Source organism: Pseudomonas sp. 22072 (assembly GCF_052046095.1).
Classification (GTDB): domain Bacteria; phylum Pseudomonadota; class Gammaproteobacteria; order Pseudomonadales; family Pseudomonadaceae; genus Aquipseudomonas; species Aquipseudomonas paracarnis.
The window spans coordinates 1-21,790 of record NZ_JBQEQE010000046.1 but is presented as its reverse complement, the minus strand read 5'-3'; the positions used below and the strand labels follow the sequence as shown (position 1 = coordinate 21,790).

Annotated in this window: 23 protein-coding genes; 6 read left to right on the top strand and 17 right to left on the bottom strand. The window is 59.5% G+C overall.

The window, feature by feature from the left end; translation table 11 throughout:
• Positions 1-63: 63 nt before the first annotated feature.
• The 3 genes from ACTJLA_RS26000 to ACTJLA_RS25990 form a co-directional block, all read right to left on the bottom strand.
• Positions 64-1,083 (bottom strand): transporter, encoded by a 1,020-nt coding sequence (locus ACTJLA_RS26000; protein ID WP_057975143.1) that lies wholly within the window; start codon positions 1,081-1,083, stop codon positions 64-66.
• Between the two features lie 145 nt (positions 1,084-1,228).
• Entirely contained in the window at positions 1,229-1,534 is a 306-nt protein-coding gene (locus ACTJLA_RS25995; protein ID WP_034128489.1) for a PepSY domain-containing protein, read from the bottom strand.
• 94 nt (positions 1,535-1,628) lie between these two features.
• Positions 1,629-2,756 (bottom strand): glycerophosphodiester phosphodiesterase, encoded by a 1,128-nt coding sequence (locus ACTJLA_RS25990; RefSeq protein WP_034128488.1) that lies wholly within the window; start codon positions 2,754-2,756, stop codon positions 1,629-1,631.
• 232 nt (positions 2,757-2,988) lie between these two features.
• Between ACTJLA_RS25990 and ACTJLA_RS25985 the strand changes: the two genes are divergently transcribed.
• A complete protein-coding gene (locus tag ACTJLA_RS25985; protein WP_089042441.1) occupies positions 2,989-3,312 on the top strand; it encodes a DUF2025 family protein in 324 nt (107 codons plus the stop codon).
• Positions 3,313-3,445: 133 nt separating this feature from the next.
• On the opposite strand, the gene ACTJLA_RS25980 is transcribed toward ACTJLA_RS25985, so the two are convergent.
• Complete coding sequence (locus tag ACTJLA_RS25980; RefSeq protein ID WP_034128487.1) at positions 3,446-3,766, bottom strand: antibiotic biosynthesis monooxygenase family protein; 321 nt, start codon at positions 3,764-3,766, stop codon at positions 3,446-3,448.
• Positions 3,763-4,470, bottom strand: a complete 708-nt coding sequence (locus tag ACTJLA_RS25975; protein ID WP_197901174.1) for a CTP synthase C-terminal region-related (seleno)protein — start codon at positions 4,468-4,470, stop codon at positions 3,763-3,765. The genes ACTJLA_RS25980 and ACTJLA_RS25975 overlap by 4 nt, the downstream gene beginning before the upstream one ends.
• 79 nt (positions 4,471-4,549) lie before the next feature.
• Here ACTJLA_RS25975 and ACTJLA_RS25970 point away from each other — a divergent pair, with 79 nt between their 5' ends.
• Complete coding sequence (locus ACTJLA_RS25970) at positions 4,550-5,434, top strand: LysR family transcriptional regulator (protein WP_314545522.1); 885 nt, start codon at positions 4,550-4,552, stop codon at positions 5,432-5,434.
• A gap of 25 nt (positions 5,435-5,459) precedes the next feature.
• On the opposite strand, the gene ACTJLA_RS25965 is transcribed toward ACTJLA_RS25970, so the two are convergent.
• Positions 5,460-6,779, bottom strand: a complete 1,320-nt coding sequence (locus tag ACTJLA_RS25965) for a methyl-accepting chemotaxis protein (protein WP_313043516.1) — start codon at positions 6,777-6,779, stop codon at positions 5,460-5,462.
• A gap of 326 nt (positions 6,780-7,105) precedes the next feature.
• The gene (locus ACTJLA_RS25960; RefSeq protein WP_034128571.1) at positions 7,106-7,732 is read right to left on the bottom strand and encodes a TetR/AcrR family transcriptional regulator; all 627 of its coding nucleotides are present in this window, start codon (positions 7,730-7,732) and stop codon (positions 7,106-7,108) included.
• Between the two features lie 122 nt (positions 7,733-7,854).
• Between ACTJLA_RS25960 and ACTJLA_RS25955 the strand changes: the two genes are divergently transcribed.
• The 3 genes from ACTJLA_RS25955 (at position 7,855) to ACTJLA_RS25945 (ending at position 11,396) form a co-directional block, all read left to right on the top strand.
• Complete coding sequence (locus tag ACTJLA_RS25955) at positions 7,855-8,913, top strand: MBL fold metallo-hydrolase (RefSeq protein WP_054896731.1); 1,059 nt, start codon at positions 7,855-7,857, stop codon at positions 8,911-8,913.
• 266 nt (positions 8,914-9,179) lie between these two features.
• Positions 9,180-9,716: a hypothetical protein gene (locus ACTJLA_RS25950; RefSeq protein ID WP_229999914.1), complete on the top strand. Its 537-nt coding sequence runs from the start codon at positions 9,180-9,182 to the stop codon at positions 9,714-9,716.
• Between the two features lie 144 nt (positions 9,717-9,860).
• Positions 9,861-11,396, top strand: a complete 1,536-nt coding sequence (locus tag ACTJLA_RS25945; protein ID WP_229999917.1) for an amidase family protein — start codon at positions 9,861-9,863, stop codon at positions 11,394-11,396.
• Positions 11,397-11,506: 110 nt separating this feature from the next.
• On the opposite strand, the gene ACTJLA_RS25940 is transcribed toward ACTJLA_RS25945, so the two are convergent.
• The 7 genes from ACTJLA_RS25940 to argH all read right to left on the bottom strand — a co-directional run bounded on the left by ACTJLA_RS25940 (position 11,507) and on the right by argH (position 18,401).
• Positions 11,507-11,887, bottom strand: a complete 381-nt coding sequence (locus ACTJLA_RS25940) for a helix-turn-helix domain-containing protein (protein ID WP_054896732.1) — start codon at positions 11,885-11,887, stop codon at positions 11,507-11,509.
• 90 nt (positions 11,888-11,977) lie between these two features.
• Positions 11,978-12,928 carry a hypothetical protein gene (locus ACTJLA_RS25935; protein WP_054896733.1) on the bottom strand — a complete coding sequence of 317 codons (951 nt, stop codon included), beginning with the start codon at positions 12,926-12,928 and terminating at the stop codon, positions 11,978-11,980.
• A 54-nt stretch (positions 12,929-12,982) separates the two neighbouring features.
• Positions 12,983-14,152 (bottom strand): MFS transporter, encoded by a 1,170-nt coding sequence (locus tag ACTJLA_RS25930; RefSeq protein WP_054896734.1) that lies wholly within the window; start codon positions 14,150-14,152, stop codon positions 12,983-12,985.
• A gap of 145 nt (positions 14,153-14,297) precedes the next feature.
• The gene (locus ACTJLA_RS25925; RefSeq protein WP_054896735.1) at positions 14,298-15,119 is read right to left on the bottom strand and encodes an ABC transporter substrate-binding protein; all 822 of its coding nucleotides are present in this window, start codon (positions 15,117-15,119) and stop codon (positions 14,298-14,300) included.
• 25 nt (positions 15,120-15,144) lie between these two features.
• The gene (locus ACTJLA_RS25920) at positions 15,145-15,909 is read right to left on the bottom strand and encodes an amino acid ABC transporter ATP-binding protein (RefSeq protein WP_003193648.1); all 765 of its coding nucleotides are present in this window, start codon (positions 15,907-15,909) and stop codon (positions 15,145-15,147) included.
• Between the two features lie 24 nt (positions 15,910-15,933).
• Positions 15,934-16,812, bottom strand: coding sequence for an amino acid ABC transporter permease (locus ACTJLA_RS25915; protein ID WP_019819278.1), 879 nt, complete (start codon positions 16,810-16,812; stop codon positions 15,934-15,936).
• 161 nt (positions 16,813-16,973) lie between these two features.
• Complete coding sequence (gene argH, locus ACTJLA_RS25910) at positions 16,974-18,401, bottom strand: argininosuccinate lyase (protein ID WP_314544876.1); 1,428 nt, start codon at positions 18,399-18,401, stop codon at positions 16,974-16,976.
• A gap of 193 nt (positions 18,402-18,594) precedes the next feature.
• Between argH and ACTJLA_RS25905 the strand changes: the two genes are divergently transcribed.
• The gene (locus ACTJLA_RS25905) at positions 18,595-19,554 is read left to right on the top strand and encodes a LysR family transcriptional regulator (protein ID WP_054896737.1); all 960 of its coding nucleotides are present in this window, start codon (positions 18,595-18,597) and stop codon (positions 19,552-19,554) included.
• 92 nt (positions 19,555-19,646) lie between these two features.
• On the opposite strand, the gene ACTJLA_RS25900 is transcribed toward ACTJLA_RS25905, so the two are convergent.
• From ACTJLA_RS25900 to ACTJLA_RS25890, 3 genes are all read right to left on the bottom strand, one after another.
• Entirely contained in the window at positions 19,647-20,294 is a 648-nt protein-coding gene (locus ACTJLA_RS25900) for an HAD-IB family hydrolase (RefSeq protein ID WP_054896738.1), read from the bottom strand.
• Between the two features lie 52 nt (positions 20,295-20,346).
• Positions 20,347-20,523 carry an HNH endonuclease gene (locus tag ACTJLA_RS25895; protein WP_371264134.1) on the bottom strand — a complete coding sequence of 59 codons (177 nt, stop codon included), beginning with the start codon at positions 20,521-20,523 and terminating at the stop codon, positions 20,347-20,349.
• 66 nt (positions 20,524-20,589) lie between these two features.
• Entirely contained in the window at positions 20,590-21,753 is a 1,164-nt protein-coding gene (locus ACTJLA_RS25890) for a ribonucleotide-diphosphate reductase subunit beta (RefSeq protein WP_072434120.1), read from the bottom strand.
• Positions 21,754-21,790: the final 37 nt, after the last annotated feature.

The following is a 21,790-nucleotide window of genomic DNA, read 5'->3' as shown; positions in this document are numbered from 1 at the left end:
TTGCATTGTCTTGGCTGATACACCGCAATCGCAGGCAAGCCAGTTCCCAACTTTGGGCTTATTTCAATTTGAGAATTTGCGGAATGCCCACCGCCCAGCGATCAGGGTGAAGGTTGCGACCAAGGCCACCAGTATCCAGAAGCCTTCCGGGTCTTGGGACAGGGGCACCCCACCCACATTCATGCCAAAAAAACCGGCAATGATGTTGATCGGCAGCGCCAGCACCGTCACCACCGTGAGGGTGAACAATGTGCGGTTGCTCTGTTCATTGAGGTTGGCGGCGATCTCTTCCTGCAACAGTTTGATGCGTTCGCCCAGGGCGGTCAGGTCGTTGATGATCAGCGCAAACTCCTCGGTGGATTTGCGCAATTCCTTCACGTCTTCCTTTTGCAGCCATTGCGGCGGGCGATTGAGCAGGCGTAGCAGCGAGCCCGGCTCCAAAGCCAGCAGGCGTTGCAGGCGCACCAGCACGCGGCGGGCGGCGCCCAGTTCGGCACGGTTGGTGGACAGGCGCGAAGACAACAGCTGATCCTCGATTTGGTCAACGCTGATGCTGGTCTTGCGCACGATCTGCGTCAGCACTTCGCCCTGGTCGCGCAGCAGGTGCACCAACAGCTCCAAGGGGGAGCGAAAGTGTTCGCCGGCCTTCACCGACGAGCGCAATTTATCCACCGAGTGCAACGGCTGCAGGCGTGCGCTCACCAGCAAGCGGCTGCGCGCACACACCCACAGCGTGGAAATATCCGACGACACCATGCTGCTGAAGTTGAACACCACATCGTTGACCACGGCCAATAAGGCCGAGTCCACATGCTCGATGCGCGTGGAGCGTGAGCCCTCATGCAAGGCTTCAAAAAACTCTTCTGGCAGTGACAGATGCGCCTGCATCCAGCGCTCGCAGGCGGCGTGCGCCAGGTTCAGGTGCAGCCACAGGAATTCTTCCGGATCTGGCGGTTGCTGCAAGGCGGCGAGGGCGGTGGCGGAATCAATTTGTTGGCCTTTCTCGCCGGGGCGAAAACGAAAACCGTAAAGCAGGCCAAACAGATCGGAATCTTGATGGCCGTGGTCGATGCTGTGGTTCATGGCGACTCGCAGAGAAAGGGCCTGTAGGACGTTTCACAGGTTCCTGAGCGAATCATTGCAAGGCGGTATGACGGTTATGTGACGGTTTGAGGCGCGCATAAAAAAACGCGCCACCCGAAGGTGGCGCGTTTTTTCAAGGTTCAACTCAGGTGTCTTGCTTGTTTTCCAGCACGGCACCGGTTTTGGCGTCGAGCTTCACATCCCATTTCTTGCCGGTGGTGTCGGTCAGGTCCACTTCGTAGACCAGCTTGCCAGCTTCGTGATCCAACTCGGTATCGTTGATGGTAGCGCCGGCATGTTGGGCGACGGCGGCGGCGTTGAGCTTTTCGAACGCCATCACTTCACCGGTCTTGAGCAGGCTGGGAATCTGGTCTGGACGAACATCAGCCTGGGCCAGGCCGGCGGTCAAGGTCAGGGCAGTAGCGGCGAACAGGGCGGTCAAGGTTTTCATGGTGTATGTCCTTCTTAGGTTGAGCTGTTTAAGTGGCGCCAGATTAACCAGCGCAACTTAACTCATCCTTAATGGCTCACTGACACCAACGCTTTTAGTACTTATGGTCGTTGAGCAGGTCTTGCACGCTGGACGACGGCCAGCGCTTGTAGAACTTCAACAGCTCGGCGGCGCGGTTGGTGAAGATGCCATCGACGCCGGCCTTCATGACCTTCTCGAAGTCCACCGGCTCATCCACGGTATACACATGCACTAGCAGGCCCTTGTCGTGGGTCAGCTTGTTCATTTCCGGCTTCACCAGGTCGGTGTAGCTCTGGTCGCCGTGGTCGGTCAGCTCAGCCGACGGGCCGGTTCCGATGGCGCCGAGGCTTTTGGCCTCATCGACCCACTTTTCGAATTCGGCGGCGTCTTTGGGCTCTTGCTTGGCGTAGTAGGCGGCCTTGGTGGCTTCGCCAGACTCGGCGAAGGTCACTTTGGATTTGGGCTCGATGCTGCCTTCACCTACCCACAACAGCAGGATTTTCGGGGTGTTGGGCATTTCCTTCTGCAGCTCTTTAAGGCTGGCGGTTTCGAAGGTTTGCAGCACCACGCGGCCCTTGCCTTGGCCGACACCGGTGTTGCTCTTGCCCAGCTTGGAGCCGGCGGAGCTCAGCCAGCCTTTGTCGAGCAGCTTGTTTTTCAGGTCGGCTTCGATACCGGGGAACTGCTTGGGCTCCTTGGTCTCGATGTACAGGCCGGGTTTGTGCGAGGGGTTGCCTTCGGCGATCTTGATGATGTCGTCCAGGCTCAGGATTTTCAGGCCAACGAAACCGGGGCGCGCGCGGTCCGGGTAGGCGGCGTTGAACCAGCTGCCGGCGTCGAGGGTTTGCAGTTCTTTCCAGGTGAACTCGTTGGCAGGCGCGTCTTTGCGCTCGGGGAACTTGGTGGCAACGTCGGTGGTGCGCTGCAGGTTGTTGTCGTGCAGGGCGAACAGTACGCCGTCCTTACTGCGTTGCAAGTCCAGTTCCAGGTAGTCGGCACCCAGGTCGCGTGCAACCTTGTAGGCAGCGGCGGTGGATTCAGGTGCGTCGTAGGACGCGCCACGGTGAGCGATCACGGCAGGATAGGGGATGCCTTCGTTTGTCGCCAATTCGGCCGGGCTGACCGGTTCGGCAGCCTGTGCCTGGCCAAGGCCGAGCATCAACGCCAGCAGCAAGGCGCTTTTGGAAAACGTGACAGGCATATGCGAAGTCCTTTCGTGGAGGTAACTTTGAGAAGGTGTCCTTTTTAACAATTGATTGCGAACGGCGCTATCACCAAACCGACATTAACGTGCGCACCGGCCAATTTTGTCGACTTTTTTGCAGGGCGTTGCAGTATTCTTACGGGTAGCTGCCCCGTCAGAGGGCGGTAATTTCTGCCACGCGTGTAAACCATCTTTCCAGTCCCTGTGGGACTTTTCAGTGAGGTTTACCATGCGCATCACTTCCGAGCTTATCTGCCAGGCCGCCGACCAACTCCAGGGATTTGTCGGCCTCAACCGCAAGACCGGCCAGTACATCGTACGTTTCAGCGAAGACTCATTCGGCATGGACGTGGCCGATGACGGCATCATCCCCACGGCCGAGTTCGTCTGGCTGCCGGCCGCCGACCACACCATGACCCTGTGCCGAGCCCGCCTGCAGTTGTTGCTCGACCAGAATATCGACGACCGCATCAAATTCACCGAGCCGCTACGCGTGTATATGCGCCGGGTAGAGATCCCGCAGATCAGCGCGTTGCGTAGTTTGGTGAGCTGAGCGTCCGCGATTTTGCTAACGATGACGAGCAAATGTGGGAGCTGGCTTGCCTGCGATAGTATCAATGCGGTTTCACTGCATCACCGAAGTGTCTGCATCGCAGGCAAGCCAGCTCCCACAAGGGGTCAGTGTCTCAAGTGGAGAAGGTGTAGGCCCGCTCTACCTTGCATACCCGTGTGTGAAACGCCGCATACCAGGTGGCCCGCCCTTGCTCGCGCACCTGCCGATGCTCGGCCTGCTGTTTCCAGGCCAGTATCGCCGCCTCACTGGCCCAGTAGGACACGGTAATCCCCAGTCCATCCTCCCGCGCCGATTCCACCCCAAGGAACCCCGGTTGTTGCCTGGCCAGTTCCAGCATGCGTGTGGCGGCCTCGCCATAACCCAGGTCGGCGCCGGTGCGCAGCGAGCTGAAAATTACCGCGTAATAAGGTGGGGCGGGTGTCTTGGCGATCATACCGATACCTCCTGGCAGGCCTTGAGCAGCGCAATCGCCAGCGGCGGCGTGATGCCCTTGAGTGCGGCGCGTTCGGGCTGGAACAGGGTGGCGACGAAGAACGGGTGGTCGAGCAGTTCCACCGCGCGCAGATCGCCCGCCGAATCGTGGCCGGTGGGAATCAGGTTGGCGTCCAGCAGGGCGTCGGCAAAGGCGGGGTTGATGCCGTAGCGGCAACGGTAACCCTCGTGGATGTCCAGGCGGCTGTAGGCCTGGGCAATGCGCGTGTACGGGGCCAGGCGTACGGTGTTGCTCACCTCCACCAGGGAGCAGTCCAGCGGCGTGATGACGGCGCGTTCAGCATCCGGCATTAATTCGCCGTGCTGGGCATCGGCCCAGCCGAGCACATGGCGGGCATATTCCAGCACGGCATGTTGAAAACCGCCGCAGGTACCGAGGAAAGGGCGACCTTGTTCGCGGGCAAAACGTATCGCCCGTAAGGCGCCGTCGACATCGCGATAGGGGCTGCCGGGCACGCACCAGAAACCGTCGAAGTCGCTCAGGGCAGAAGTGGAGGTGAGGGTGTCGGTGGCCAGCCATTGCACTTGGACGTTCAGGCCCAGAACGTCGGCGGCCTGTTGCAGGGCCATGGGAATGGCCTGGTGGGCGGTCACATCGGGGTTGTAATCACCGATCAGGGCAAGGTGCAGCGCGGGGGTTGGCATCATGTACGTCCATGACTTGTGGTGGGGTGATACCCACTATAGATTGGCGCTCACGCAATCAATATTGGCGTTTGCCCATATGTTCAATGCAGTCACGCACTATCAAATCGACTACGCCGACCTGTCGTTGATCCTGGCGCTGGTGCGCGGCGGTACCCTGGCGCGGGCGGCGGCGCTGCTGCGGGTCGATGTGTCCACGGTGTTCCGTGCGGTGCGGCGGCTGGAGGCGGCGCTGGGCCAGACCCTGTTTGAAAAAAGCCGTGCCGGTTATTTGCCCACCAGCCTGGCGAGCAACCTGGCACAACAGGCCGAGCGTGCGGAGCAGGCGCTGGAGGCCGCGCGCATTGGCGTGGAACAGGGCGGTGAAGTGATCAGCGGTACCGTGCGCCTGACCTGCACCGACTCGGTGTTGCAAGGCTTGCTGTTGCCGGCCCTCGCGCAGTTCATGCCGGCCTACCCGGCGTTGACCTTGGAACTGAGCACCTCCAATGACTTCGCCAACCTCAGCCGCCGCGATGCGGATATCGCCCTGCGCCTGACCAAGACGCCGCCAGCGCATCTTGTCGGACGTTGCCTGGGGGCGGTGACCTATCAGGTGTGTGCCAGTGCCGACTATGCGCGCCTGCACCCAGACCATGAGTGGGCCGACCTGAGCTGGATCGCGCCGGACGATTTTTTACCCGATCACCCCACCGTCATCTGGCGCCGTGAGCATTTGCCGGGCGTGCGTCCCCGCTATCGGTGCAACAGCATGCAGTCGGTGACCGAATTAGTGCGTGCGGGGTTGGGCGTGGCGGCGCTGCCGGATTTTCTGATGGGCGATGGCCTGCAGCCGCTGGGCCCTGCGCTGGCAGGGCACGATACGGCGCTGTGGTTGTTGACGCGGCCTGATTGCCGGGCGTTACGCTCGGTGGTAACGCTATTTGATGAACTGGGGCGGCATGTGCGCTGGCTGCGGAGTTAACCTGCAGACAGCCAGCGCCAATGGTTCAGCGATTGCCCCGCTCATTGGCAAACGCACTTACCGCTTGTACTGCTTCGCCGGTGCCTTCGCGAATCTGCAAAATCACCGTGCCGGCCTGGTTGGCCAGTTCCACACCCTGGGCAGCGCGGTCGCGGGTAGCGTCCATACTGTCGATGGCTTGGCGGGTTTCGTCCTGGATCATGGCGATCATGCCGGAGATTTCCGCGGTGGAGCCGCTGGTGCGCGCCGCCAGTTGCCGCACTTCATCGGCCACCACGGCAAAGCCACGGCCCTGCTCGCCGGCGCGGGCGGCTTCAATGGCGGCGTTGAGGGCCAGCAGGTTGGTCTGGTCAGCAATGCCGCGAATGGTATTGACGATGGCGGTGATCTGTTGCGAGCGTTCGCCGAGTTTGGCGATCAGTTGCGAAGAGGTGTCGATATCCACGGCAATTTCGCGCATGCCGCTGGCGGTTTTCTGAATCACCTCGGCGCCTTTTTCCGCCATCTCCTGGGTGTTCAACGACAGGTGGTAAGCCTGGGCGGCGCTCTGTGCGTCAGCGGCATGCTGTAGCACGCGGGCGGTGACATCCGAGGCGAACTTCACCACTTTGCACAGGCGCCCGCTGGCGTCGTACACCGGATTGTAGTTGGCTTCCAGCCACACGACCTGGCCGTGTTTGTCCACCCGCTCGAACTGGCCATTGAACAGTTCGCCCTGGTTCAAGCGCCTCCAGAACTCGCTGTAGGCCGCACTGTTGGCCAGCTCGGGCGTGCAAAACAGGCGGTGATGCTTGCCCTGAATCTGCGCCAGGCTGTAGCCCATGCGCTGCAGGAAATTGCCGTTGGCGGTGATGATGGTGCCGTCGAGGTTGAACTCAATCATCGCCATGGCGCGGTCGATGGCTTCGAGCTTGGCGTTGGCTTCGCTTTCGGCTTGCAGGCGCGGGGTGACGTCCATGGCGTATTTCACCACTTTGATCACATTCCCCGCTTCATCCCGTACCGGGTTATAGCTGGCTTCCAGCCACACCGAGGCGCCGTTGGCACCTACTCGTTCAAAAGTGCCCGACTGGAATTGGCCGTTGCGCAAGTGCGTCCACAGCTGGTTGTAGTCCGCGCTGCGGGCGAACGCCGGGGTACAGAACATCCGATGGGGCTGGCCCAGGATCTGTTCGGCGCGGTAGCCCATGGTCTTGAAGAAGTTGTCATTGGCGCGCAGCACGGTGCCTTGCAGGTCGAATTCGATCACGGCCATGGAGCGCTCGATGGCGTCCAGCAGGCTGGTCTGTTGGGCGAGGCTGTGTTGCAGGGTACTGATGGTTTTCTTGTGAGCGTTGAATAGCATGATGGAGGGCTCGGGCATGCAAGCGTATGCGGGGTCCTTATATTTGCGCCTGACCCCGTAGGGCCCCTGGCCTTACGGTTGACTTGCTCATTGCCAGCTTCCTGATGCTGACAGAGGGGGGTAGAACAACGGTGTCAGAGTGATCAACCGACCTGGAAGTTCGCCCGTCAGGCAGGACTATTTTGACCAGGCGACCAATGGCGGCATTATGCTATTGCGGCAGGCCGGCGAATGAAGTTTCAGACGAGGTGTCATCAGACAACTCAGGCCGGATGGGCGGCCACGCAACGGGCGGAATACGCCAAAACGCTCTGCAATAACGCGCCTTAGTATGAGGGCGGAGTGCTGACTTCGTAGCCGGCCAGGAACAGGTCGATGGCTGATTCGATAACACCTGCCTGGGCGGCGGGGTCGAGGGTGGGCTGGCCGAGGGTAATCTGCGGCCAGAATGCAAAGGCCTTGAGCAGGCTTTGGATCTGGTGGGCGGCGAACCCCGGGTCGGTGCAGGTGAGGCGGCCGTCTTCCTGGGCGGCGCGCACCCATTGGGTAAAGCCTTCTTCTCGTGCGCTGAGGCGGTTGACCATGTCTTGAGCGCGTTCCGGCGAATGAATGGTGGCAGCAATGGCTACGCGTGCCAGGTCGAGGAAGTTGGCGTCCGACATCATCTGCATTTTCGCTTCCAGCAACGTGCGCAGTTGGTCGCGCAGCGGACGGTCGCTCGTATAGATCACGTCCAGCTGGGCAACGCTGCTGGCCCATAGTTGGTGGAGGATCTCGGCGAACAGTTCTTCCTTGCTGGGGAAATGGTTGTACACCGTGCGCTTGGAAACGCCAGCAGTTGCGGCGATTTTGTCCATGCTGGTGACCTCGAAGCCGTTCTCGCGAAATTCGGCAATCGCCGCAGCCACGATGGCTTCGCGTTTACGCTCGGTGAGGCGTTTGGGGGCAGTCATGGAAGGCATTCGACTCAACAATGAAATTACACCGGGCAGTTTACTTGCTCCGGATTTTGTTGCAATCTAGAAACTACACTGTGCAGTGTAATACTTGAGCGGACCGCCGGAGTCACATCGTCATGGCCACTATTTCAACCCGTCTCGACCCGGCGCCCTCGGCGCCCAAGCCTGCCGAGCAGGGCCTGGGGCACTTCAGCAACGACACTCCGGTGCAGCACGGTGGCTTGGGCAAGACCCTGCGCATTTTCTGGAACATGCTATTCAACAAGCCGCGCACGACACGGCCGGTGGGGCAGATTCCGGTACAGCCACTGACCCGCGAGCAGTTATTGGCCGCCCCTGATCACAGCGTGTATCGCCTCGGCCATTCAACCGTGCTGCTGAAACTGCGTGGTAAATTCTGGGTCACCGACCCTGTGTTTGCCGAACGCGCCTCGCCGTTCAGTTGGGCCGGCCCCAAGCGTTTTCATCAGCCGCCCATCAGTCTTGATGAGCTGCCAGCGCTGGAAGCGGTGATCCTTTCCCATAATCATTACGACCATCTCGACCGTAAAGCGGTGGTCCAATTGGCCGAAAAGACCCGCTACTTCCTGGCGCCCCTGGGCGTGGGTGACACGCTGGTCAAATGGGGCGTAGACGCCAGCAAAGTGCGCCAGCTGGAGTGGTGGCAGGGCATCGAAGTCGATGGCGTTCGTTTTGTCTGCACGCCGGCTCAGCACTTTTCAGGGCGCGGCCTGTTTGATGGCAACCAGACCCTGTGGTGCTCATGGGTAATGATCGACGCTACGCGACGTATATTTTTCAGTGGCGATACTGGCTATTTCGACGGTTTCAAACGCATCGGCGAGCAGTACGGGCCGTTTGACCTGACCCTGATGGAAACCGGCGCTTACAATGTCGATTGGCCCCATGTGCACATGCAGCCGGAGCAAACGCTGCAGGCGCATATCGATCTGAAAGGGCGGTGGCTGCTGCCGATTCACAATGGCACCTTCGATCTGGCCTTCCACGCCTGGCACGAACCGTTCGACCGCATCATGGCCCTGGCCTGGGAGCGCAATATCTCGATCACTACCCCGGCAATGGGCCAGGCGTTCCGCCTGAACCAGCCCGAGCGCGGGCAGGCCTGGTGGCTGGAAGTGGAGCCTCAACCGGTCAACGAACACGCAGCAAGCTGAGCCGATGGCCCGCTTGGAAAAGAGTTTTTCAGCGAATTTCTGCTCTGCGACAAAGGCCAAATGAGAGTGCGATGATCCCGCGGAAATTTTATTTCCGGGAGGATGTTTCGATGGACAGCCACTGTAAGAAGCTTTGGAAAATAGGGGTGCCTTGTGCCCCAGCCCAACCGCTACCCCCACCAATGAACGCCGCCGACGTACCCGCTTCACCCCCCCATGCTGCACCCACCTCTATTGTCTTTGGCACCGAACAGGCTGCGGGCGCCATGCTCATCCCAGGGTATAACGCCCTGGCGCCCCATCTACGGCCGGTGCGTGACCCCGCGCTATCACTTGTCGCCCTCAGCGGCGAGGACCCTACCGAACCGGTGATGGTAGAGGTACCGCTCGTGTTGAATAACACCACGTTCACCGCCACGCGGGCGTTGACGGGCTATCGGGTCGGGTATGTCGAGCGCTATGTGCAGGGCAATCACGTTGAACGGGTCGAACACAGTGAGGCCTTGCACCGAGTCTTCGACACCCTGCGCAGGGCCGGTGTCCAATGGGTAGCGGTGGACATGCAGCGCAGCGGCGACAATCAGCAGGCCTGTCGTGAAATCGATGAGCGGGTGGCAGGCCTTCGCCTGGATGCCTTGGTGTCGGAGGACCCCGAAGCCGCCTTTCATAACGCCTCGAGAAGCGGATACCCCACGGTGTGTGAAACCCTGGAGGATGGCTCCAGAGTCTGGTTTTACGGTGCACGCTGGGCAGGTGATCGTTTGGCGGCACTGGTACGCGCTTACCGCCAGCTACGGCCATAGACGTTATTGAAGACTACGTCGGGCTGGGAAGAGTAGGACGCAGCAGCAGGATTCGCCCGAAATAGTGATGGGGTGTCGGCTCTTAGACTGGTGCGGTGTTATCGACCGATAACGCTCACATCCAGTTAGACAGAGGGGAATTTCATGATCGGACCAGTTTCGGTAAGTGGATGGGCGACAGGCCTGCTTCAGGAACTTGCAAACCCTGTGCAAGGTTTCAAGAGTGCCTGCCAGATGTCATTGGAGATGGGCCAAGGTGGCGGCGTTACCTCAGAGTCACTGTTGAGGGACTCGCTCAAGCAGATTGCCAATATTGATCGTGGGCTACAGGGCGGCAATGCGTTTTTGGAAACCAACCCGGATGCTATGAGGGAGGCGAAGGCCCGCGACCAGGAACGTGCCAATGGCCGCGTACTCAAGCACTTGCATGGCGTGCCGATAGCGCTGAAGGATGTCTTCGAAACCAACGACCGCATGCAGACCAGTGCAGGTTCGAAGGCCTTGGTGGGCGCGCCGGCCACTAAAACCGCCAAGGTTGTCGACAATTTGTTGAAGCACGGGGTGGTGATTGTGGGGAAAACCAATATGAGTGAGCTGTCCAACTTTCGGTCACTATTACCTGTGGATGGCTGGAGCTCCCGAGGTGGCCAGACGCTGAACCCTCATCGACTCGGAGGGCCGGTGGCTGGGTCGAGTTCAGGTTCGGCAGTGGCGGTCGCCCAAGGGCATGTGCCTGTGGCACTGGGGTTGGAAACCAACGGATCGATCATCAGCCCCGCCGCCTACAACGGTGTGTTTGGCCTGAAAACAACGACGGGCCTGGTCAGTACCGAAGGCGTCATGACCAGCACTCGCATGGACGCGGTGGGGACTTTTACCCGCAATATCTGTGATGCGGCCGAAGCGCTTAACGCAATGACCGAGACCACTGCCTACACCAAGGGCCTGCAGTCCGACGCCTTGAAGGACAAGCGAATTGGCTATACCCCTTTACCCGAGTTGTCCGCTGAGGAGGCCAAGGACCCGGCCAAGCGAGCAGACCGCAAGCATTATGAGGCGGCGCTCGACGTGATGAAGGCCCAAGGGGCGATTCTGGTGCCGATGGCGCGGTTGGATGCTGGCGTCCCCGAACAAACCTATGTCGATTATAACAACGCGCTTTTCTCGGAGGTCAAGCAAGCGCTGGAAGGCTACCTGGCTGGGCGAGAAGGTTTGCCGGTCAAATCACTCTCTGAGCTGATTGCTTTTATCAACCGCACCCAGAAACCTGGTGAGCCTGACCAGAAACTGCTGGAAATGATCAATGGGGTGCAGACCAACCAGGAAGATCGCGATGCGCTGTGGAAAGCCATTCTTCCTATATTTCAGAACACCATTGATGACCCCATGAAGGAGCACAAGCTCGACGCCATGGTGTCGAACTTCCAGTCCCACAATTATTTTTTCAGCGCTGCGGCCGGGTACCCAGGCATATCCGTTCCGTCAGGCATGGATGAAGATGGCATGCCCACGGCACTTTACGTGTATGGCTCCGCCAACAGTGAAGCGACCTTGCTGTCAGTCGCCTATGGTTATGAACAAGCCTCACAGGCCATTCAAAAACCGGCTTTTCTCCCAGGTGCTCCCTTCACACCGACACCTGCCAGTACAGAGGACGTGGTTGAGACTACTGACACTTGAGTTTGAATCAGCCTCTGCAGACGGCTGCCTCGCAGAGGTTGTGCCAGGGTTCAATCGACCGCCACGGGTGCATTTGAAACTATTGAAGCGCCCGGAGAAACACCTGGGCTCTACGCACCATTGGGTTGAGGCGTTTGTGAGTCAATGGTTGCGGTGGTTGAACCCATCAACCGGGAAATGAGGCCTTGCGCAGAAGGTTGCGCTGCGGCGGTATCAAACCGCCGCGCACTCATCCCCCACCCCGGCGCGAACCCCGGGAAAAATACCAGCCCTTCGGCCTCCAGGCGAAACGCCAGGATCAAACGAGTTTCATCGTCCACGTCGCCGTGGCCTTCCAGTTTCTCAATTGCTTGCACCGCCACGCCAGCCTGGCGAGCCAGCTCTTCGCGGCTCCAGCCCAGCATCACGCGCGCCTGCGCGCAGTGTTTGGTGGTGAATTGATGCAAGACGATCTGTTGTTCTACGAAAGAACTCATTGCCAGAGAGGACATGGGGTTTCTCCAGGTTCGACAGGGGAGGCGCAACTATACTGTGTTTTTGTACAGTTGTTTCTACCGCTCATCCATTGGCGTTGCAACCCCTTATGATTCCAGCCCCGGCGCCTCGCGAATAATCAGGTGATCCAGGTTTTCGATCCTGGCGCTGAATACCCCGAACGTCTGCTCGGGTTTTTTCTGGCTGGGCACCTGCACAAGCTGCGGCGTGACCCCGTAGAAAAAGCAATACAGCGGCCGTTCGCTGCTGGCCGCCGCCTTGATCTGTTCCAGGAATGCCGTGCGCTTGCGGTAGTTTTCGATAAGCTTTTTGCTCAGGTAGACATTTACCGAATAGGGCTTCTTGTCGAGCCACACCTTCTTTTCGAAGTCGATGCGAAAGCTGCTGGTGTAGTCCTTGATGGTCTTGATCTTGCCCCAGTAAATCAAACCCTGGTTGTCTTGCAGGTATTCGATCTTCTTGAAGAATGCCCAGTAGGTCGCCGTGTGCTCACCGATCTTCAAGGGCATGGCCTTGAGCTTGTCCTTGTCATCGATGTTGGACACGTAGCACTCCACCGGGTGTGCGAATACGCTGGTTTTGTCCGGGATCGAGTCATTGCTGCCAGAAGAGGTGGTAGCGCGGTTTGCGGGCACTTTCGTCGGCTCCTGCAGGACGCTCCCAGCGGTGCCGACTACCGGCGTTCTAAGCTCGTACAGTCGCCGCGTCAGCACAAATTCCGATGGGAAATTTTCCTCACGCTCGTCGTCATTTTCACCCGTCGCAGGTTTATGGCTGCCGGCATAGCGGCAGCCGTCGATATGCCGCGTGCCGGGTTTGTTCTTGAAGTGCGGCGTGCGCTGGTAGTTGACGTTCTTGGCGTTGAAGGTACTCAACGCATTGGCGCTATCGAACGCCGCACGGCAGGCGTCGTTGGGGCACAGGAAGCTGTCTTTGTCGGAATCGAAGGCGGTAGTTTCATCGAAATTCAGATCTCGCACGTCGTAGATTGACAGCTTGTCGTCGAGACTCAGGCTGTAGGCCGTGTCGAATTTCATGGGGCTCGGGTCCGTCAGAGGTTTGGCTATTAATAGCCGGATCTTGCGTAAATATCAGCAAGAACCTGCCACGCGTCGCCCGCTCAAGAAACACAGGGTGCCACCCATGGCCGTGAGTGCGGCCAGGGCAAAGAACATGCTGGTGGGCGCCGCATTGATCAGCAGATAGCCACAAATCACCGGGCTCATGGCCCCGCCAAACGCGGCCAGGTTCTGTGCGCCGTAATAACTGCCGCGTAGTGCATCCGGCGCGATGGTGTCGATAAACAGAAACTCCGAGGGGTAGATGATCATCTCGCCCAGGGTGAACACGAACATTGCCAGGCACCAGGTCAGCAGACTGTGCGCCTGGCTGAAGCCGACCAACCCGGCAATAAACAGCAGGGTGCCCAGCACGATCCAATGGCGCAGTTGCTCGCGCTTGAGAAATCGGCCGATTTGGTACTGCATCAAAATCACGGTGATGGCGTTGCAGGCGAGCACCGCAGACAGAATTTTCAGTGCCTGGTCGGGTGTGTAGGCCACCAGCAAAAACTGCGACAGATAAAGGGTGTAGCGCCCATGGACGATGGTGCTCAACAGGCTGCCGCTGGTGAAGAGGATCAGCGTGCGGTCGCTGCGCAAGATGCGCAGGGTGCTGAGGAAACTCTGAGGCTTATGACTGTCGTCGCGCTGGGTCGGCGCAATGCCGATCATCAGGAACAAGCTGCCAAAGGCAATGGCGCTGGCGATCAAAAACGGTGCCCACGGCAATTGGCCGGCAATCACTACGCCCAACATCGGGCCCGTGGCATAGCCGACATTGGTCAGGGTGTAGCGCAGGGAAAACACCTTGGCGCGCTCACCCACCGGCAGGTTTTCGCTGATGATCGCCTTGGAGCCGATCAGGAACAGCGCCGACGCGGCTTCAGTCACAACAAGGGTCAGCGTGGTGAGGTAGAGGTTGCTGGCAAAGGTCAGCAACAAAAAACCGATGGAGCTGGAGAGCATGGCCAGGATCAACAGCTTGCGCTTTTCCAGACGGTCGATGATGTAGCCGCCGTACAAACCCAGGAGCGTGGCGATGAACACGGCGACCCCCATCAGCAGGCCGATGTCCTGCTGGTTGAGGCCCAGGCGTGTGCTCAGCCAGAGGGCCAGCAACGGGCTGGTCATGGCACGGCTGACCACGATGGTCACCGAGCAGATCATCAGGCGACGGATTACCAGGGAGTAGGTGGCCACGGTGGGGTGGGCTCCTTGTGATTCTTACCTACACGACTCAGATCACCAGCGAACGCAGATTGAGTGTGGGAGCTGGCTTGCCTGCGATAGCGGAGTAACAGCCAACATNTTATCGCAGGCAAGCCAGCTCCCACATTCGATGGCGTTATTGGCCAGAGTTGATGGTGATTTTTTTTACCGCACCTTGTTCCAGATCCCACTTTTTCAAGATCTTGCCGTAAGTCCCGTCATCAATCATGCCCTGCAATGCCTCACTGATCGCCGTGACCAACTCGGTATTGCTCTTCTCAATCCCAAGCCCGGTGAATTGCTTGGAAATCGCCAGGCCCACCGGCTTGTACTTGCCTTTGTCCAGCGACATCAAATAAGGAATGGTCTCGCTGCCCTGCATCGCCGCATCCAGGCGGTTCTGCTGCAACTGCGCCCGGGCATCTGCCGAGCCTTCGGTGCCGATCACCACGATTGCCGGCTTACCCGCCGCTTCGCAGTTTGCCTTGCTCCAGGCGGTAATTTCAGACGGCCAGGTGGTGCGGCGGCTGGTGCCGACTTTTTTACCGCACAGGTCGGTCAATTCCTTGATCTCTTCGCGCTTGGCCAAAGTGTAGAGCTGCGGGCCGCTGGTGAAGTAGTCGATGAAGGTCACGGCTTTCTGGCGCTCGGCGGTATCGGTCATGCCCGACAGCACGATGTCCACGCGCTTGGTGGTCAGGCCGCTGAGCATCTGTTCGAAGCCGGTTTCCTGCCATTTGATCTTCACGCCCAGTCGCTCGGCCAGGGCGTTGCCCAGGTCGAAATCGAAACCGGTGAGTTTGTTGGTGGCCGGGTCCTTGAAGTCCATCGGCGGGTAGTTCGGCACGATGGCCGCGCTGATCTCACCCTTGTCCTTGATGGCTTGCGGCAAGGCCGCGAATACACACGAGGAGGCCATCAGGCCTGCAAGCAAAGTAGGGATAAACATCTTCTTCATGGGGGCGTTCTCGTTAGTTTTTTAGTTAAGTGCGAACGGCAGAAATAAAGCTTTGGGTACGCGGGTTTTGTGGGCTTATTAGAATGTCTTCCGGGCTGCCGGCTTCCACAATCTGGCCGGCGTCCATAAACACCATGCGGTTGGACACTTCGCGAGCGAAGCCCAATTCATGGGTGACCACGATCATGGTCATGCCGGTGGTGGCCAAATCGCGCATCACCGACAGCACTTCGCCTACCAGCTCCGGGTCGAGGGCTGAGGTGGGTTCGTCAAACAGCATCAACTTGGGGCGCATCGCCAAGGCCCGGGCAATTGCCACACGCTGTTGCTGGCCGCCGGACAACTCCACCGGGTAGGCATTGCGCTTATCCGCCAGGCCAACGCGGGCCAGCAGTTCCAGCGCATCTTCGATGGCTTCCTTGGGCGAGCGCTTGAGCACCTGGCACGGGCCTTCGATGATGTTTTGCAACACAGTCATGTGCGGGAACAAATTGAACCGCTGGAACACCATGCCGGTGGCCAGGCGCTGGCGGGCGATCTGCGCTTCGTTCATCTCGTGCAGCTTGTTTCCGACCACTCGATAACCAACCAATTCGCCATCGACCCACAGGCCGCCCTTGTCGATCTTTTCCAGCTGATTGACGCAACGCAGCAGGGTACTTTTGCCCGAGCCGGACGGGCCGATGATGCACATCACCTCGCCTTGCTCGACCTCTATATTGATGTCACGCAGGGCGTGATACTGGTCGTAATACTTGTTCAGGTTGACAGCCTTGACGATGCTTCTCATGGGGCAAATCTCCTCAACCCAGGCTTACGAACGCTTGCCGGCGCCGCGGGCAAAACGACGCTCGAGGCGGCTTTGACCGAATGAAAGAACAGTCACCACCGCCAGGTACCAGATGCCCGCCACAATCAGCAGCTCCATCACCCGGGCGTTGGCGTAGTAGATGTTTTGCGCGTTGTGCAACAGCTCCGAGTACTGGATGACACTGGCCAGGCTGGTCATTTTCACCATGCTGATGAACTCGTTGCCTACGGGCGGGATGATCACGCGCATCGCCTGCGGCAGAATGATCCTGCGCAGCGCCTGCAGGCTCGGCATGCCGATGGACTTGGCCGCCTCGTATTGGCCGGTGTCCACCGACAGCAAGCCGGCACGCACCACTTCAGCGGTATAGGCGCCCTGGTTGATGCTCAAGCCGAGCAGGGCGGCCACGAAGGGCGTCATCAGGTCGACGGTGTCGATGCTGAACAGGCCCGGAATCGCGATCACCGGGAAGATCAACGCCAGGTTGAACCACAGCAGCAGCTGCAAAATCAGCGGTGTACCGCGAAACAACCAGGTGTAGGTGATGGCCACGTAACGCAGGATCGGGTTGGCCGACATGCGCATGATCGCCGTGATCACTCCGATCACTACGCCCAATGCCATCGCCAGGATCGACATGACGATGGTGTTCACCAGGCCCCAGAGGATGGCTTGCGACGTAAGGAACTGGCCAATGTAGGACCATTCGATCTGGCCATTGGCAAACGCGCGCAACAGCGCCGCCAACACAATCACGATCAGGGTGGCAAAAAACATCCGCCCGTAATAGCGCCGCGGCACGTGCTCGTACTGGGTGATATCGAACTGGTTTTCGGACAACTTGCGCTCGGCTTCCAAGCGCTCGGCCGGGGTTTGGTTCATGCTGCTACTCCAAAATTTATTCTTGATGCGTGATCGTTCCCACGCTCCGCGTGGGAACGCCGCCTCGGACGCTCCGCGTCCCGCCGTTGGCGCGTAACGTGACGACGCGGAGCGTCACGGGATGCATTCCCACGCAGTGCGTGGGAACGATCGTCACCGGCTTAAATCCGAAATCCTTGATAACTTTCAGTCCACTTTTGCTGAGCCGCCAACGCCATCTTCAACCGTCCAATCTGCTCCTTCACCCGCTCCGGCGCCGTCCCACCCCACCCACTACGCGCCGCAATCGCCGCCTCCAGGGTCAGGCAGTCGCGCACGTCCGGGGTGAGTCGCCCATCCACCTCGGCCAACATCGCCGGTGAGGCTTGCCACAACTCAATCTCATGCTGCTCACAGGCCTGCACCAGCGCGCCGGTAATCTCGTGGGCCTCCTTGAACGGCACACCACGGGTGGCCAGCCAGTCCGCCACCTCAGTCGCCAAGGTAAAGCCCATTGGCGCCTGGCGCCGCAACTCCTCTACCTGCACCTTCATGGTCGCCACCATGCCGGCCATCGCCGGCAATACCAGCAGCAAGGTGTCCACGCTATCCAACACGCAGTGCTTGTCTTCACTCAAATCGCGGTTGTACGACAGCGGCAACGACTTGAGCGTCGACATCAGCCCGGTCAGGTTGCCGATCAAACGCCCGGCCTTGCCCCGCGCCAATTCGGCAATGTCCGGGTTCTTTTTCTGCGGCATGATCGAACTGCCGGTGGCGTAGGCATCGTCCAGCACTACCCAGCGAAACTGGCGCGACGACCACAGGCAAAACTCCTCCGACAGCCGCGAAATATTCACCCCGAGCATGCCGGCCACAAACAGGAACTCCGCCACATGGTCACGGCTGGCGACGGCGTCTATGGAGTTTTCGCATGGCCCGGTGTAACCCATTTCCCTGGCCGAGTGCTCTGGCTGACGCGCTATCGCCGAACCTGCCATGGCGGCCGCGCCCAACGGCGACAGGGCCGTACGCGCATCCCAATCCACCAGGCGCTGCACATCGCGCAGCATCGACTGCGCGTGGGCCAGCAAGTGATGGGCAAACACAATGGGTTGCGCCTGCTGCAAATGGGTGAAGCCCGGGCAGATGTTCTGCACATGTTGCTCGGCCTGCTCAACCAGCGCCTGCTGCAAACCCAGCACCTCGTTGGCGATGGTGCGCGCATGGTCGCGCAGGAACAGGCGCAGATCATTGGCCGTCTGGTCATTGCGCGAGCGTCCGGCACGCAACTTGCCGCCCAGGGCGCCCAGGCGCTCGGTCAATACGCGTTCGATAAAGGTGTGTACGTCCTCGTCATCCAGGGTGGGATGCAGGCGCCCGGCGGCAAAATCCTCACCGATGCGGTCCAGGGCCTCGAGGGTACGCAAAGTCTCCGACTCATCCAGCAACCCAGCGCGCTGCAACTCACGGGCATGGGCGCAGGAGCCGGCCAGGTCGTAGGGCGTCAGGCGAAAATAGCGCTCAGGGCAACGCGACAACGCGGCCAACGCCGCAGACGGACCGGTCTTGAAACGAGCGCCCCAAAGGCGGTCGGTGGGCTGGGACATGGGTATTCCTCACGCTTGTTTTTAGAAGAGTCGGAGGCAGTTTCAACAGACGTTTATCGGTGTAGAACCGGCATCTGACGCGCCGTATTCAAGGTTGCCAAGGGCGGATGTTTATGTTCATTATCGCCGCCTGGCTATGTTCAAGGATTGGGTTCAAGCCTGTTGAATATGGCACTCGAGGTCAACGCGCATTATGGAAACCCCACTTTCCACTTCTGGAAACCTGCCGCCAAAACCCGGCACACGAGCACCGCTGCAACTGAGTGGGCTGGACTTCAAATTGCTGCGGGTATTTATGGCCGTGGTCGAAGCCGGCGGCTTCAGTGCTGCGCAAAACGAGCTGAACGTGGGCCTGGCGGCCATCAGCAAACAGATCTCCGACCTGGAGATTCGCATCGGCATGCGCCTGTGCACACGGGGCCGCGAAGGGTTCGGGCTGACCGAAGAAGGCAAGTTGGTGTATCAAGCATCCATCGAGTTATTTACCTCAGTGGACAGTTTTCGCGACAAGCTTAGTTCGGCGCAAAACGAACTGATCGGCGACCTGAGTGTGGGCGTTATTGATAACACCGTCTCTGATGTCAATTCCCCGCTGATTACCGCTCTGGGCAACTTACATCGCCAATCGCCAAAAATAAGATTGCGCCTACACGCCTCTCAATTGGACGAAGTTGAACGCGGAGTAGTGGAAGGGCGCCTGGTCGCCGGCATCGTCCCGGTGTACCAACGCCGTGAAGAATTCGACTACTTCCCGCTCTACGAAGAAAAGGCCCACGCCTACTGCGCCGTAGGGCATCCCTTGTTCACTGCGAGCGACATCACCCCCGATGCGCTTCGCCAATACGAAGTGGTGAACCATCGGTATGCGATCCATCGCGACAAGGCCAACTTCGTCGGCCACGACAGCCAGTCCGCCTCGGCTTCACAAGTGGAAGCCGTCGCCATCCTGATCCTCACCGGCCGCTTCCTGGGCTTTCTGCCAGAACACTACGCCACGCCACTGGTGAGGGAAGGGCGCCTGCGCGCACTGTGCCCACAGCAGGTTCATTTAAGCACCGCGTTCAACCTGATCCTGCGCCACAACGCGCCGAGAAGCCCGATGGTAAAAGCCTTTGCCACAGCGCTGGGTGTAGACCTGAAGACTTCGGCCTAAGCCTCAACAAAGCTCAAATGTGGGAGCTGTCGAGCCCCAGCGAGGCTGCGATGGGATCGCCTCGGTCTCCCCGCCAACCTCATCCCCCCGCATCACCGCTGCAACCGAGCTCGCTTTTTCTTCTTCGCATGAAAATGCCGAAAATGCGCATCCTGCGCCGCCGCCAACAACTCCCGATCCCCACGCGTATCGCCCCAGGCCCTGAGCCGATACTCCCCCAGGTCGCCATAAACCGCTTCAAGGCGCAGCACCTTGTTCTCACAACGGCAATTATTCCCGGTGAGTTTGCCGGTCAGCACCCCATCCACCACCTCAAGTTCAGTGCCGATCAAACGAATGCCAAGCCGGTCGGCAAACGGCTGCAACACCAACGCCGGCGACGCCGAACACAGCGTCACCACCGCCCCGGACTTCACCTCATCCGCCACTGACTGCAACCCGCTCGGGCGCATCAGCTTGCTCCAGCGCGCCTGGCAATATTTCTGCGCTTGCTGCTCAACCCAAGCCTTCTCCACCCCGGTCATAAAGGTGCGAATCAACTGCGCCTTCAACTCATCCCGGCTGATCTGCCGCACCAAAAACCGCAACCCCGGCACCGCCAGCTTGACCATCCGGCCATAAAACTCACCGGGGCCAAAGGCAAACTTGAGGAAGGGCACGAAACTGTCGTGGTGGGTGAGGGTGCCGTCGAAGTCAAAGACGGAAAGTACTTTGGCGTCTGCGGGGCCGGCTTCGAGCATGTCTGGGTTCACGGGTTGGCCTCGGTCCTATCTAATAGTTTTTAAGCATGCATCAGCTGTGACAGCAGGAGTCTACTCCCGTGCCAATCTTCCGATCTTGGCGTAAATCTCTTCGGTAAAACCGGTGACAACGCTGATGGCAATTGGGGCACAAGGCTACAGCATTGGGGGGGCGATCCGAACCCTTCCGGGCCAGGTGTTTGAGGTGATGTACTTCAAGAAATAGCAAATTCCTTTTTTACCGACGAAAAAAAGCCCTGAACATGCCAGGGCTTCCTTTAGTGCTTAGTCCGGATCAATCCCAGCTCAACGCGCCGCCGGTCTGATACTCGATCACACGGGTCTCGAAGAAGTTCTTCTCTTTCTTCAAGTCCATGATCTCGCTCATCCACGGGAACGGGTTAGTCGTGCCTGGGTACTCTTCCTTCAAGCCGATCTGCGACAGGCGACGGTTAGCGATGAACTTCAGATAGTCTTCCATCATCGCCGCATTCATACCCAACACCCCGCGAGGCATGGTATCCCGAGCATATTCGATCTCCAGCTGCGTCCCTTGCAGGATCATCTGGGTCGCTTCTTCCTTCATCTCGGCGTCCCACAGGTGTGGGTTTTCGATTTTGATCTGGTTGATCACGTCGATACCGAAGTTCAGGTGCATCGACTCATCGCGCAGGATGTACTGGAACTGCTCGGCCACGCCGGTCATTTTGTTGCGGCGGCCCATGGACAGGATCTGGGTGAAGCCGCAGTAGAAGAAGATGCCTTCCAGCACGCAGTAGTAGGCGACCAGGTTGCGCAGCAGCTCTTTGTCGGTGTCGACGGTGCCGGTTTCGAACTTCGGATCGGAGATCGAGCGGGTGTACTTCAGGCCCCAGGCGGCCTTTTTGGCGACCGATGGAATCTCGTGGTACATGTTGAAGATCTCGCCTTCATCCATGGCCAGCGATTCGATGCAGTACTGGTAGGCGTGTGTGTGGATCGCTTCTTCGAAGGCCTGGCGCAGGATGTACTGGCGGCACTCCGGGTTGGTGATCAGGCGGTACACGGCCAGCACCAGGTTGTTGGCTACCAGGGAGTCGGCGGTGGAGAAGAAGCCCAGGTTGCGCATGACGATACGGCGTTCGTCGTCGGTCAGGCCTTCGGGGTTTTTCCACAGGGCGATGTCGGCGGTCATGTTGACCTCTTGCGGCATCCAGTGGTTGGCGCAGCCGTCGAGGTACTTCTGCCAGGCCCAGTCGTACTTGAATGGCACGAGTTGGTTGAGGTCGGCGCGGCAGTTGATCATGCGCTTTTCGTCAACGGCGACGCGGGCGGAGGCGCCTTCGAGCTCGGCGAGGCCTTCGGCGACGTCGAGTTTGTCCAGGGCGGCCTTGGCGCGCACGATGGCGGCGGAGTCGTTGGCGGTGACGGCGCGGGCTTCCACGGCGGCAGCGGCGCCGGCACCGTCGAGGCGGTCCATGTTGGCTTCGGTGGCGTGGCCGGCGTTGGCGCCTTTG